Origin of the sequence: Glycomyces sp. L485 (assembly GCF_022548875.1) — a bacterium.
Lineage (GTDB): Bacteria > Actinomycetota > Actinomycetes > Mycobacteriales > Micromonosporaceae > Glycomyces.
Window position 1 is genome coordinate 157,218 of the sequence record NZ_JAKZEW010000004.1, and the last position, 12,384, is coordinate 169,601.

General features: G+C 69.0%; 13 protein-coding genes. 3 read left to right on the top strand and 10 right to left on the bottom strand.

Features of this window, described 5'->3' with window-relative positions:
• Positions 1-9 precede the first annotated feature (9 nt).
• From L0U85_RS04365 to L0U85_RS04405, 9 genes are read right to left on the bottom strand one after another with little or no spacing between them, the layout of a single operon-like run.
• Entirely contained in the window at positions 10-666 is a 657-nt protein-coding gene (locus L0U85_RS04365) for an acVLRF1 family peptidyl-tRNA hydrolase (RefSeq protein WP_241376534.1), read from the bottom strand.
• Positions 666-1,004, bottom strand: coding sequence for a metal-sulfur cluster assembly factor (locus tag L0U85_RS04370; protein ID WP_241376535.1), 339 nt, complete (start codon positions 1,002-1,004; stop codon positions 666-668). The genes L0U85_RS04365 and L0U85_RS04370 overlap by 1 nt, the downstream gene beginning before the upstream one ends.
• Positions 1,004-1,465, bottom strand: coding sequence for a Fe-S cluster assembly sulfur transfer protein SufU (gene sufU, locus L0U85_RS04375; protein ID WP_241376536.1), 462 nt, complete (start codon positions 1,463-1,465; stop codon positions 1,004-1,006). Before sufU ends, L0U85_RS04370 begins: the two co-directional genes overlap by 1 nt.
• Positions 1,465-2,733, bottom strand: a complete 1,269-nt coding sequence (locus L0U85_RS04380; protein WP_241376537.1) for a cysteine desulfurase — start codon at positions 2,731-2,733, stop codon at positions 1,465-1,467. The genes sufU and L0U85_RS04380 overlap by 1 nt, the downstream gene beginning before the upstream one ends.
• 14 nt (positions 2,734-2,747) lie before the next feature.
• On the bottom strand, positions 2,748-3,509 hold the full coding sequence (sufC, locus tag L0U85_RS04385; protein ID WP_241376538.1) for a Fe-S cluster assembly ATPase SufC: 762 nt from the start codon (positions 3,507-3,509) through the stop codon (positions 2,748-2,750).
• Between the two features lie 14 nt (positions 3,510-3,523).
• Positions 3,524-3,862: a non-heme iron oxygenase ferredoxin subunit gene (locus L0U85_RS04390; RefSeq protein WP_241376539.1), complete on the bottom strand. Its 339-nt coding sequence runs from the start codon at positions 3,860-3,862 to the stop codon at positions 3,524-3,526.
• Complete coding sequence (gene sufD, locus L0U85_RS04395) at positions 3,859-5,043, bottom strand: Fe-S cluster assembly protein SufD (RefSeq protein WP_241376540.1); 1,185 nt, start codon at positions 5,041-5,043, stop codon at positions 3,859-3,861. Before sufD ends, L0U85_RS04390 begins: the two co-directional genes overlap by 4 nt.
• A 33-nt stretch (positions 5,044-5,076) precedes the next feature.
• Positions 5,077-6,510: a Fe-S cluster assembly protein SufB gene (gene sufB, locus L0U85_RS04400; protein WP_241376541.1), complete on the bottom strand. Its 1,434-nt coding sequence runs from the start codon at positions 6,508-6,510 to the stop codon at positions 5,077-5,079.
• 25 nt (positions 6,511-6,535) lie between these two features.
• Positions 6,536-7,228, bottom strand: a complete 693-nt coding sequence (locus L0U85_RS04405) for a metalloregulator ArsR/SmtB family transcription factor (RefSeq protein WP_241376578.1) — start codon at positions 7,226-7,228, stop codon at positions 6,536-6,538.
• 165 nt (positions 7,229-7,393) lie between these two features.
• Between L0U85_RS04405 and L0U85_RS04410 the strand changes: the two genes are divergently transcribed.
• The 3 genes from L0U85_RS04410 to L0U85_RS04420 all read left to right on the top strand — a co-directional run bounded on the left by L0U85_RS04410 (position 7,394) and on the right by L0U85_RS04420 (position 11,218).
• On the top strand, positions 7,394-8,383 hold the full coding sequence (locus L0U85_RS04410) for a COX15/CtaA family protein (RefSeq protein WP_241376542.1): 990 nt from the start codon (positions 7,394-7,396) through the stop codon (positions 8,381-8,383).
• Between the two features lie 111 nt (positions 8,384-8,494).
• Positions 8,495-9,457, top strand: coding sequence for an ADP-ribosylglycohydrolase family protein (locus L0U85_RS04415; RefSeq protein ID WP_241376543.1), 963 nt, complete (start codon positions 8,495-8,497; stop codon positions 9,455-9,457).
• Between the two features lie 159 nt (positions 9,458-9,616).
• Complete coding sequence (locus L0U85_RS04420; RefSeq protein ID WP_241376544.1) at positions 9,617-11,218, top strand: phospholipase D-like domain-containing protein; 1,602 nt, start codon at positions 9,617-9,619, stop codon at positions 11,216-11,218.
• Between the two features lie 11 nt (positions 11,219-11,229).
• Here the strand turns inward: L0U85_RS04420 and L0U85_RS04425 are convergent, their stop codons facing one another.
• Positions 11,230-12,366: an NADP-dependent malic enzyme gene (locus L0U85_RS04425; protein ID WP_241376545.1), complete on the bottom strand. Its 1,137-nt coding sequence runs from the start codon at positions 12,364-12,366 to the stop codon at positions 11,230-11,232.
• Between the last annotated feature and the right edge of the window lie 18 nt (positions 12,367-12,384).

Here is a 12,384-nt window from a genome sequence, read left to right on the forward strand (position 1 = left end):
TTCCGCCTCTCAGTCGGGCAGGTGGATCTCGAAGCTGACTGCCCTGTAGGCGATCTCCCGCAGGAGATGCTGCCTGGGCTCGGTGATATCACCTATGTGGACCGCCGGGGTCAGGTGCTTCAGGCGCGGGTCCTCGAGGATCGCGTCCACCACTCCCCCGGTCACCACGGCGTCCAGGTCGGCGTCGGCGAGGACGGCCGCGGACGCCTCGACGGCTCGTTTTCCGGCGGCCTTGGCCTGGCCTTCGCGGCGGCGCGCGAAGCGCTGCTGGGACTGACCGCCGGCCTTCGTCTTGCCCTGGACGTAGGCGGTGTCAGTCTTGGAGGCCTCGATGCGGCCGTCCACGACTATGCCGACGGAGTAAGCGCCTTTGCGGGCCAGCAGGACGCCGAGGCGTCTCGGTTCGAGGGCGTACTCGCGCAGGCGTCCGGCCACTTCGTCGGGTTCGCCGGTCAGGAGCCATTCGGCGGGGATGCCCGCGGCGAGCGCCCACCGGACGCTCGCCGCGGTTCCGTCGTTCGATTCGATCGTCCAGGCGTCGCCTTCGGCGTGATGGGCGGCGATGCCGCCGTTGCGCTCGGCGAAGCGCTCCACCCAGCGCGGCAGGCGCTCCGGTTCGACCTCGACGATCCTGCCGCCGCCCGGCGCGGGGCGGATCTTCGTCATCAGACGTTGAAGCCCAGTGCCCGCAGCTGGTCGCGGCCCTCGTCGGTGATCTTGTCCGGGCCCCACGGCGGGATCCACACCCAGTTGATGCGGATGTCGGAGACCAGGCCGCCCTCGGCACCGCCGGTGAGCGCGGACCTGGACTGGTCCTCGATGACGTCGGTGAGCGGGCACGCCGCGGAGGTGAGCGTCATGTCGAGCGTGGCGATGTTCTCCTCGTCGACGTGGACGCCGTAGACCAGGCCGAGGTCGACGACGTTGATGCCGAGCTCGGGGTCGACGACGTCCTTCATCGCCTCGAGGATTTCCTCATCCTTGGCCTTCGTTGCTTCGGTCATTACTCGGCTCCTCCTTCGGGAGTCGGCACGGCTTCGGCGCGGACCAGGGCGTCCTTGAACGCCATCCAGCCCAGCAGCGCGCATTTGACGCGCATCGGGTACTTCGAGACGCCCGTGAAGGCCACGGCGTCTTCAAGGGTCTCCTCGTCGGCCTCGCCCTGGCCCCTGGAGTTCATCAAGGCGGTGAACTCCTTCAGGCGCGCCAGCGCGTCGTCGATGTTCGCGCCGTTGACCAGCTCGTACAGCACCGACGCTGAGGCCTTGGAGATCGAGCAGCCCACGTTCTCGTAGGAGAGGTCGGCGACGGTGTCGCCTTCGACGTGGACGCGCAGGGTGATCTCGTCGCCGCAGGTCGGGTTGACCTGATGCGACTCGCCTTCAAAGGGCTCCCGCAGGCCGACGCCTCGCGGGCGCTTGTAGTGGTCGAGGATGACTTCCTGGTACAGCTCGTCGAGATCCATCAGGCGAACACCTTTCGCACCTTATCCAACGCCGACACCATGCGGTCTATTTCATCCGTCGTGGTGTAGACGTAGCCTGACGCGCGGGTGGTGGCGGTGACGCCGAATCGGATGCACGTCGGTTTGGCGCAGTGGTGTCCCACGCGCACGGCGACGCCCTCGGAGTCGAGGATCTGGCCGACGTCGTGCGGGTGGACGCCTTCGAGCTCGAACGAGACGGTGGCGCCGCGCCCGATCGGCACGCGGGGGCCGATGATCGTGACGCCGTCGACGGCTTCGAGCTTCTCCAGCATGTAGCCGGCGAGTTCCTTCTCGTGGGCGCGGACGTTCTCCATGCCGAGCGCTTCGAGGTACTCGACGGCGGCGGCCAGGCCGACGGCCTCGGCGACCGGCGGGGTGCCGGCCTCGAACTTCGCGGGCGCCTTGGCGAAGGTGGTCCGCTCCATCGTGACCGTCTCGATCATGGATCCGCCGGTCAGGAACGGCGGCATAGCGTCGAGCAGTTCGGCCTTCGCCCACAGTATGCCGATCCCTGTGGGGCCGAGCATCTTGTGGCCGGTGAAGGCCATGAAGTCGACGCCGAGTTCGGCGACGTCGACCGGGATGTGCGGCACGGCCTGGGAGGAGTCGAGACCGACGAGGGCGCCGACTGCCTTGGCGCGGGCGACGATCTGCGAAGTCGGGTTCACCGTGCCGAGCAGGTTCGCCACGTGGACGAACGAGACGACCTTGGTGCGCTCGTTGACGACCTCGTCGAGGTCGTCCAGGTCGAGCCGGCCCTCCTCGGTGATGCCGATCCAGCGGAGCGTGGCACCGGTGCGCAGGCACAGCTGCTGCCAGGGCACGAGGTTGGCGTGGTGCTCCATCTCGGTCACCACGACCTCGTCGCCGGGTTTCAGGACGAAGCGCGGGTCGGCGCCGCGTTCGACGGCGGCGTTCTGGAAGGCGTAGGTGATCAGGTTGATCGACTCGGTCGAGTTCTTGGTGAAGACGACCTCGTCGGGGCTGATCGCTCCGATGAACGACGCGACCTTCGCCCTGGCGCCCTCGTAGGCGTCGGTGGCCTCGGAGGCGAGGGTGTGGACCGAGCGCGAGATGTTGGCGTTCGAATAGTCGGTGAACTGCCGCATCGCGTCGGTGACCTGCACCGGTCTCTGCGAAGTGGCCGCCGAGTCGAGGTACGCGAGCGTCTTGTCCCCGATCTTGCGCTGCAGGATCGGGAAGTCCGCGCGAATCGACTCGACGTCGAGCTTGCTGGCTGCCTCCACTTGACTCCTTCTTTCTAGGCGGCCTTCGTGCCGACGTAGCCTTCGTAGCCCTCGGCTTCGAGCTTGTCGGCGAGTTCGGACCCGCCCTCCTCGGCGATTCGGCCGTCGACGAAGACGTGGACGAAGTCCGGCTTGATGTAGCGCAGGATGCGCGTGTAGTGCGTGATGAGCAGGACGCCGGAGTTCGTGGTCTCCTTGGCATGGTTGATGCCCTCGGAGACGACGCGGAGCGCGTCGACGTCGAGCCCCGAGTCGGTCTCGTCGAGGATCGCGATCTTGGGCTTGAGCAGCTCCATCTGGACGATCTCGTGGCGCTTCTTCTCGCCGCCGGAGAAGCCCTCGTTGACGTTGCGGTTGATGAACGCCTCGTCCATCTTCAGCTCGCTCATGGCGCCTTTGAGGTCCTTCATCCAGGTGCGGATCTTGGGGGCCTCGCCGTCGACGGCGGTCTTGGCGGTGCGCAGGAAGTTCGAGACGCTCACGCCGGGCACCTCGACCGGGTACTGCATGGCCAGGAACAGGCCGGCGCGGGCGCGCTCGTCGACGCTCATTTCGAGGACGTCCTCGCCGTCGAGGATGACCTCGCCGCCGGTGACCTCGTACTTCGGGTGCCCGGCCAGCGAGTAGGCGAGCGTGGACTTGCCCGACCCGTTGGGCCCCATGATGGCGTGTGTCTCGCCGGAGCTGATGGTGAGGTCGACGCCGTGCAGGATCGGCTTGGCGCCCTCTTCGGTGTTGACCGAGACTTGCAGGTCGCGGATCTCAAGCTTGCTCATGGTGGGTCTGTTCCTTAGGCTTCTTCGGTGGTCTTGGGTTTCAGGCTGAGGTAGACGTCGCCGTCGCGGACTTCGACCGGGTAGGTCGCCACGGGCTCGGTGGCCGGCGGCCCGGTGGGCTTGCCGGTGCGCAGGTCGAACATCGACCCGTGCAGCCAGCACTCCAGTGTGCAGTCCTCGACGTCGCCCTCGGAGAGCGCCACGGCCGCGTGGGAACACTCGTCGTACAGGGCGAAGACCTCTTCGTCCTTGCGCACCAGCACGATCGACGTGCCGTGGATGTCGGCGGCGATGGCCTCGGAGTCCGGCAGGTCGTCGAGCGCGCAGACGCGCAGGAAATCGGCGTCGGTCATGCGGTGACCGCCTCGCCTGAGTCGAGGCGTCCGACGATGATGTCGGTGAGCTCTTCGCGCAGCGACTCGGACGGGATCTTCTGGACGATCTCGTTGAAGAAGCCCTTGACGACCAGGCGTCGGGCCTCGTCCTCGGGGATGCCCCGCGACTGGAGGTAGAACAGCTGGTCGGCGTCGAAGCGTCCGGTGGCCGAGGCGTGACCGGCCCCGGCGATCTCGCCGGTCTCGATCTCCAGGTTCGGCACGGAGTCGGCGCGGGCCCCGTCGGTGAGGACCAGGTTTCGGTTGACCTCGTAGGTGTCGGTGCCGGTGGCGGCGTCCTGGATGAGCACGTCGCCGACCCACACGGTGTGGGCCCGGTCGCCTTGGAGGGCGCCGCGGTAGTTCACGCGGGAGCGGCAGTCCGGCACCGAGTGGTCGACCAGCTGGCGGTGCTCGATGTGCTGCCCCGTGTCGGCGAAGTAGAGGCCGTAGGCGTCGACGTCGCCGCCTCGCCCGGCGTAGTCGACCGACAGGTACTGGCGGATCAGGTCGCCGCCGAGGCTGACCGCGATGTGGTCGAGCTTGGCGTCGGAACCGAGGCGGGCCTTCTGGTGCTCGACATGGGCCGAGTCGCGGTCCCATTCGGCGATGGAGACGATGCGCAGGTGCGCGCCGTCGCCGACGACGATCTCGACGTTGTCGCCCAGCCGGGCCTGGCCGGTGTGCCGCAGGATCACGGTGACGTCGGCATGGTGGCCGACCTCGATGAAGGTGTGGGCCCAGGAGGCGCCGTCGAGGCCGCCGCCGACCACGTCGATCCAGACGGGCTCGGCTACGCGAGCCTCGGGTTCGACGGCGACGACCAGGGCCGACTCGGACCTGGCCCAGGCGACGGCGCTGGGCCGGTCGAAGGGCTTCAGGATCGAGCCCAGGCGCGGGTCGCTCTTGGGGACGGTCTCGGTCTTGACCCCGGCGGGCAGATCGCGCACTACGTAGTCGGCGGTCTTGACCGCGGCGACCGTGTCGGCGTCGTCGAGCCCGGCGAGGCGCTTGATCGGCGTGAACCGCCAATCCTCCTCCCGGCCGGTGAGGGCCGGGAAGTCGGCGGGGGCGAAGGAGCGCAGCAGCTGCGACTTCGTCTTGGGCGGCACTTCGTCGGCTCCGTGGGTGTGCGGGCGCGCGCCTACTTCAATGCTCATCAGGTCTATTGGTTCCTTGTCCGTACGGGCCGATTAACCGACCGCGCCTTCCATTTGCAGCTCGATCAGGCGGTTCAGTTCGAGCGCGTACTCCATCGGGAGCTCCTTGGCGATCGGCTCGATGAAGCCGCGCACGATCATGGACATCGCCTCGTCCTCGGTGAGGCCGCGGCTCATGAGATAGAACATCTGGTCCTCGCCGACCTTGGAGACCGTGGCCTCGTGGCCCATGTCGACGTCGTCCTCGCGGATGTCGACGTACGGGTAGGTGTCCGAGCGCGAGATGGTGTCGACCAGCAGCGCGTCGCACTTGACCGTGGACTTCGAGTGGTGGGAGCCCTCGTCGACCTTGACCAGGCCGCGGTAGGAGGTGCGCCCTCCGCCGCGGGAGATCGACTTCGAGATGATCGTGGACGACGTGTTCGGCGCCGCGTGCGTCATCTTCGCGCCGGTGTCCTGGTGCTGGCCCTCGCCGGCCATCGCCACGGACAGGACCTCGCCCTTGGCGTGCTCGCCGGTCATGACCACGGCCGGGTACTTCATGGTGACCTTGGAGCCGAGATTGCCGTCGACCCACTCCATGGTGGCGCCCTGCTCGGCGATCGCGCGCTTGGTGACCAGGTTGTACACGTTGTTCGACCAGTTCTGGATGGTCGTGTAGCGGACCCGTGCGTCCTTCTTGACGACGATCTCCACGACCGCCGAGTGCAGCGAGTCCGAGGAGTAGACCGGGGCTGTGCAGCCCTCGATGTAGTGGACGAACGAGCCCTCGTCGGCGATGATGAGCGTGCGCTCGAACTGGCCCATGTTCTCGGTGTTGATCCGGAAGTAGGCCTGGAGCGGGATGTCGACGTGGACGCCCTTGGGCACGTAGATGAACGACCCGCCGGACCACACGGCGGTGTTCAGGGCCGCGAACTTGTTGTCGCCGGTGGGGATGACCGTGCCGAAGTACTCCTCGAACAGCTCGGGGTGCTCGCGCAGGCCGGTGTCGGTGTCCATGAAGATGACGCCCTGCTGCTCCAGGTCCTCGCGGATGGAGTGGTAGAGCACCGTGGACTCGTACTGCGCGGCGACGCCGGAGACGAGCTGCTGACGCTCGGCTTCGGGGATGCCCAGCTTGTCGTAGGTCTTCTTGATGTCCTCGGGCAGGTCCTCCCAGGACTCGGCCTGCTTCTCGGAGGCCTCGACGTAGTACTTGATGTTGTCGAAGTCGATCCCGGACAGGTCCGCGCCCCAGTTCGGCATGGGTTTGCGGCCGAAGAGCCTGTGGCCCTTCAGGCGGCGCTCGAGCATCCATTCGGGCTCGTTCTTGCGCGCCGAGATGGAGCGGACGACCTCGTCGGTGAGGCCGCGCTGCGCGTTCGCGCCGGCGACGTCGGAGTCGGCCCAGCCGTACTCGTAGCGCCCCAGCGAGGCCAAGGCCTCTTCCTGGGTCAGCTGCTCGATCTTCTTCGTGTCGGTCATCTCAGTCTCACCTTTGACCTGTCGGCTATTCGGGCTCTGCCCTTTGCGGGGCGGGCAACGGCACCGGACCGGGCACGTGCGTCGTGCACACGCCGTCTCCGTTGGCGATCGTCGCCAGGCGCTGGACATGGACGCCCAGCAGTTTGCTGATGACGCGGGTCTCCGCCTCGCACAGCTGCGGGAACTCTGACGCCACCCCGGCCACCGGGCAATGATGCTGGCACAGCTGGCCGCCGGTGGCGATGACCGACGCCGTTGCGGCGTAGCCCTCACCGGACAGCGCGTCCGCCAGCGCCTGCGCCCTCGCCATCGGATCGTCCGAGTCGACCGCCTCAAGGGCGGCACGGCACCGGTTCTCCAGGCGTGCGACCTGCTCTGCCGCGAAGGCGCTGATGGCGTCCTCGCCTTCGAAGCGGAGGATCCAGCGGAGCGCCTCCGTCGCGAGGTCGTCGTAAGTGTGGCCGAAGGATTCGCGGGCCGCCGAGGTGAGCTGGTAGTGCTTCGCCGGGCGGCCGCGCTTGGAGGTCTTGACGACGCGCGTCTCGACCTGCCCCTCGGACTCCATGACGTCGAGATGGCGGCGAGTGGCGGTGGCGGTGATGCCGAGGGCGTCGGCGAGTTCGGCGGCCGTGGCCTGGCCGCTCTCGAGCAGCAGCTCGGACACTCGGCGGCGGGTCTCCCCGTCCGTCGAGTGGCTGCCGCCGACCCTCGTCACCATTTCCACAAGCCAAATGTTACTTAATTCGCAGTGCGGTGTCGACAGCGCCTATCGTGAGACCGGGCACGCAGGGTTGCCTAACCTCACCTGAGGTGGTACTGCCGCGGCCCACATCTCGGCACCTGGAGCGCGGGGACCTTCGGCCCGGCCGATAGATTCGGGCCCGTGAACCTGTTGCAGAGGTGGTTCGCCCAACCGGGTGCGGTGCGCCGGTGGGCCCTGGCCAGCCTGATCGCGAATGTCGGCATCGTCCTGACCGGGGGCGCGGTGCGCCTGACCGGCTCGGGCCTGGGCTGCGCCGAGTGGCCGAACTGCTCCGAGGGACAGCTGACCGCCACGCCTCAGATGGGCGTCCACGGCGCGATCGAGTTCGGCAACCGGATGCTGACGTTCGTGCTCGTCGCGGTGGCGCTGGGCGCGCTCATCGCGGCCTGGTCGCGGACGCCGCGGCGGTCGTCGCTGGTGAAGCTCGCGCTCGGCGTCATGTGCTTCGTGCCCGCGCAGGCGGTCATCGGTGGAATCACGGTCTGGACCGACCTCAACCCTTGGGTGGTGGGGCTGCACTTCCTGGCCTCGATCGTCATCCTCGGGATCGCGGCGACGCTGTACTTCCGTTCGGGGGAACCGGACGGGCCGGCCGCGCCGCTGGTTCCGAAGGCAGTGGTCCGGCTGGGTCAGGCACTGGCCGCCGTGGCGTTCGCCGTGATCGCTCTGGGCGTGGTCGTCACCGGGTCGGGCCCGCACGCGGGCGACCCGGATTCGCCGCGCAACGGACTGGACCCGCAGTTCGCGGCGCAGCTGCACGCCGACGGGGTGTGGCTGCTCCTCGGGTTGAGCGTCGCGATGATCGCGGTGCTGCACGCGGTGGGCGCCCCGCTCTCGGCGAGGCGGGCCGCGTACATCCTGCTCGGCGTCGAGCTGCTCCAGGGCGTCACCGGGTACGTGCAGTACTACACGGGCCTGCCGGAGGTCGTCGTCGGGATGCACATGCTGGGTGCCTCGCTGCTGTGGATCAGTGCGATCGCGGTGGTGTTCTCGCTGCGCAAGCGCAGTCCGCTGAACGGCTCCGAGCCGTTCGTGATCGTGGTGGAGGACCAGGGCGAGCCGCTCGAGGAGGCCGAACGTGCCGAGCCCGAGGTCTCGGCACGGAACTAGCACGACGGGGAGCAACGCTTCGGTCGCCGCATCGCGTCCTGCCGATGCGCAGAAGCGATGACGAAGAGCACTGGCCGGGCTGCGGCGGCGCATGCCCCCTAGAATCCGGCTGTGACTCACAGCATCACCGCCGAAGACCGGATCCTGGGCTGCCTCGTCGGAGGCGCCGTCGGCGACGCCCTGGGATATCTGGTGGAGTTCGACTCCTGGCCCCAGATCGAGCAGCGGTTCGGCCCTTCAGGGGTCACCGAGATGGCCCACAACAAGGTCTCCGACGACACTCAGATGACCCTCTTCACCGCAGAAGGGCTCCTGGAGGCGCTCGAGGGCACCGAGTTCGAATCGGTCCGCCGCGCCTATCTGCGCTGGTTCGACACCCAGACCAAGCCCATGCCGCCCGCCGGCGCCCGGGGTCTGGCCGCCCTGCCGTGGCTCTACGAGCGGCGCGCGCCCGGAAACGCCTGCATCTCCTCGCTGGCCCACGGGGGCGAACGGGGCGCTGATCCGGATTCGAAGGGCTGCGGGACGGTCATGCGCTCGGCCCCGTTCGGCCTGCTCGCCTCCTCCCCCGCTCGGGCCTACGACCTGGCGCGGCAGTGCGCGGCGATCACCCACGGCCACCCGACAGCGGGCGCGGCGGCCGGCGCGTTCGCGATGATGGTGTTCCACCTGGTCGAGGGCGAGACCGTCCAGAAGGCCGTTTCGCACACGATGCTGCACCTTCGCCAGAGTCTCGACCGCTCCGAGACCGCCGATGCCCTTCAGCGGGCCTTCGAACTGGCCGGGAACGTCCCGCCCGCGCCGAACTCGTGCGCGCGACTCGGCGAGGGCTGGGTCGCCGAGGAGGCCCTCGCGATCGCCGTGTACTGCCTGCTGGGCACTGGTGACGTGCGCGCGGCGCTGGTAGCGGCCGTCAGCCACGGAGGCGACTCCGACTCGACCGGCGCGATCCTGGGGAACCTGCTGGGCGCCGCCTACGGCTACGCGGCGGTTCCGGCGGACTGGGCGGCCCACGTGGAGGGCCGCGGGACGATCGCCGACCTCGCCGCGCGAATCGGCGCGGCACGCCGCTGACCCCGTTTCAGGGCGCGCGTTTCGACCGCCGGACGAGCGGGTAGAGCGTCCTTGCCGCGGTGCGGTCTCGGGCCGCGACCGCCACTGCGCCGCTCGTCCGTCTGCGGCGCCCGCCGAACGTTGGCAATCGGCCAGGAGGGAACCGGCGGTGGGGACCATATGAACTGGAGCGCTCGTCAAGGGCCACGGCCGACCCGCGGGAACTCGGTCGAGTTCCTGATCGACAACGAGGCCGCGTGGGGGCGCCTCGCCGAGGAGGTCGGCTCGGCCCGGAGGTCGGTGCGGTGCATGCTGTTCCTACTCGACCTCCCACACGTGCGGATGTCCTTCGACGAGCGGATCGTCGGGCGCCCGGGAGCACCAGGTTCCACCAGGCTCGAGGAACGCCTCGTGTCGGCCGCGCGGCGCGGCGCGGAGGTGAGCCTGCTGCTCAACCACGTCGAACCCGCCATCTCACCGGTCAATACCTCCCGCCCCGTCGAGCGGTTCTTCAAGCGTCGCGGGGTGCCCGCTCGGGTCCGGCTCCGCCGGTTCCACACGCCCCAGGCCGCGCCGATCCACGCCAAGGTCTTCCTCGTAGACGACGCCGTCGCGTTCTCGATCGGTTCGATGTTCACCCAGGAGTTCTTCGACTGCACCGCACATCACCTGGACGATCCGAGGCGGGGCCACGTGCGGTGGCGCAGCGCCATCCGAGTGCCGGCCCACGACGTCAGCGCCCGGATCACCGGCCCCGCCGTCGCGGACCTCGACGCCACCTTCAGGCTGCATTGGAACCTCAGCGGACCGGCGGACCTGCCGGAATTCGCACCGCCGGCCGAAGCGGCTCAAGGCGACCTCTCGGCACAGGTGACGCGCACGCTTCACGGCGGGCGCTTCCCGGATCTTCCCGGCGGCGAGACCGGCATCCTCGAGTCGTACCTGAACGCGATCGCGAATGCGAAGGAGTTCATCTATCTGGAGAACCAGTACCTGACCTCGGACGACATCGTCGACGCCCTAGTCGATGCGCTGCGGGGCAACGACCGACTGCATCTGATCGCCCTCATCAACAACCGCCCCGACATCCCCCGATACACGCAATGGCAGCCCGAAGCGCTCGAGCGGCTCTATTCGAGTCTGTCGGGCCCGGACGCGGCCGAGCGGATAGGAATCTACACGCTGTGGAGCCACGAACACGGTTCGATCATCCGCACGCATGTCCACTCCAAGGCAGCGGTCGTAGACGACACCTGGGCCACCGTCGGATCGGCGAACCTCGACGGCCTCTCCCTCGCGGCCTCGGAGCACGCCCGGGCGGCCGCCTGGCCGGTGAGGCTCGCCGGCCGCGTGGTCGGGGCGTTCGGGCCTGAGAACCCCGACGACGTCCGCTCGACTGAGGTCAATCTCGCCATAGCCGACTTCGACGGGGACCGCCCCGAGTCGACCCGAGCCCGCATCGCCGACCTGCGGCGGCGCCTGTGGTCTGAGCACCTGGGCCTCGACCTCACCGCTCCCGAACTGCACGACCCGCCGGACGGTGGCTGGAACTCGCTGTGGAGGGTGCGGGCCGAGGCGAAGCTGCGGCGACTGCGCCGGTCGCCCGGCGAACCTTCCGCCTCCAGGGTCCTGCCGTTCCCCCGACAGGGGACGCGGATACCGGACGGTGTCGACAAGTCCGCGACGTACCTGCGGGAACTGGGCGTCGCCACCGACGCCGTGGAGGTCCGCGAGCGGTTCCGATCGTTCTCGTTCGACAAGGGTGCCTGGAAGCGGCGTTAGCGGCGGCTCGGTCAGGCGGCGGCCTTGACCGCTTCGGCCACCGCCGGCGCGACCTTCGGGTCGAGCGCCGAGGGGACGATGTGGTCGGCGGCCAGGTCGTCGCTCACGCAGTCGGCGATGGCCTCGGCGGCGGCGAGCTTCATCTCTTCGGTGATCGCCCTCGCTCCGGCGTCGAGGGCGCCCCGGAAGATCCCCGGGAAGGCCAGCACGTTGTTGATCTGGTTCGGGTAGTCGCTGCGGCCGGTGGCAACGATCGCGGCGTGCTCTGCGGCGACCGCGGGATCCACCTCGGGCCGCGGGTTCGCGAGCGCGAACACGATCGCGTCGTCGGCCATGGAGGCGAGCGCCGACTCCGGGACGCGGCCGCCGGAGACGCCGATGAGGACGTCGGCGCCGTCGAGTGCCTCGGCGAGGCCGCCGGTGCGCCCGAACCGGTTGGTGTTCTTTGCGAGTTCCTCTTTGACCGGGCCCAGCCGTTCGCGCCCGGGGTGGATGACCCCGGTCGAGTCGCAGACGATGATGTCGTCGACGCCGGCGGACCGCAGGATCGCGGTGATCGCGACTCCGGCGGCTCCCGCGCCGACGATCGCGACGGTCACGTCGGCCGCGTTGCGGCCTTGGAGGCGCAGCGCGCCTCGCAACGCGGCGAGGACGACGACGGCGGTGCCGTGCTGGTCGTCGTGGAAGACCGGGATGTCGAGGGCGGCTTTGAGGCGCGCCTCGATCTCGAAGCAGCGCGGCGCGGCGATGTCTTCCAGGTTGATGCCGCCGAAGGACGGGGCGATGGCGGTGACTGCCGCGACGATCTCATCCGGATCGGTGGTGTCGAGGCAGATCGGGACGGCGTCGACGTCGGCGAACTGCCGGAACAGGGCCGCTTTGCCCTCCATGACCGGCAGTGAGGCGGCAGGCCCGATGTCGCCGAGCCCGAGCACGGCGGTGCCGTCGGTGACGACGGCGACGAGGTTGGGTCGCCAGGTGTAGTCGCGGGCGAGCGCGGCGTCGTCGGCGATGGCCTCGCAGACCCGGGCCACGCCGGGCGTGTAGGCGATGGACAGGTCGTCGCGGGTGTCCAGCGGGACGGTGGCGGCGGTGCGCAGTTTGCCGCCCCGGTGCGCGAGAAAGATCGGGTCTTGCAGGTCGAACACGATGATGAAAGCCCCATT

Excerpts from the sequence above, each read along its gene's own strand:
- L0U85_RS04365 (WP_241376534.1), bottom strand. The coding sequence starts at position 666 with ATGACGAAGATCCGCCCCGCGCCGGGCGGCGGCAGGATCGTCGAGGTC.
- L0U85_RS04370 (WP_241376535.1), bottom strand. The coding sequence starts at position 1,004 with ATGACCGAAGCAACGAAGGCCAAGGATGAGGAAATCCTCGAGGCGATG.
- sufU (WP_241376536.1), bottom strand. The coding sequence starts at position 1,465 with ATGGATCTCGACGAGCTGTACCAGGAAGTCATCCTCGACCACTACAAG.
- sufC (WP_241376538.1), bottom strand. The coding sequence starts at position 3,509 with ATGAGCAAGCTTGAGATCCGCGACCTGCAAGTCTCGGTCAACACCGAA.
- L0U85_RS04390 (WP_241376539.1), bottom strand. The coding sequence starts at position 3,862 with ATGACCGACGCCGATTTCCTGCGCGTCTGCGCGCTCGACGACCTGCCG.
- sufD (WP_241376540.1), bottom strand. The coding sequence starts at position 5,043 with ATGAGCATTGAAGTAGGCGCGCGCCCGCACACCCACGGAGCCGACGAA.
- sufB (WP_241376541.1), bottom strand. The coding sequence starts at position 6,510 with ATGACCGACACGAAGAAGATCGAGCAGCTGACCCAGGAAGAGGCCTTG.
- L0U85_RS04405 (WP_241376578.1), bottom strand. The coding sequence starts at position 7,228 with ATGGTGACGAGGGTCGGCGGCAGCCACTCGACGGACGGGGAGACCCGC.
- L0U85_RS04420 (WP_241376544.1), top strand. The coding sequence starts at position 9,617 with ATGAACTGGAGCGCTCGTCAAGGGCCACGGCCGACCCGCGGGAACTCG.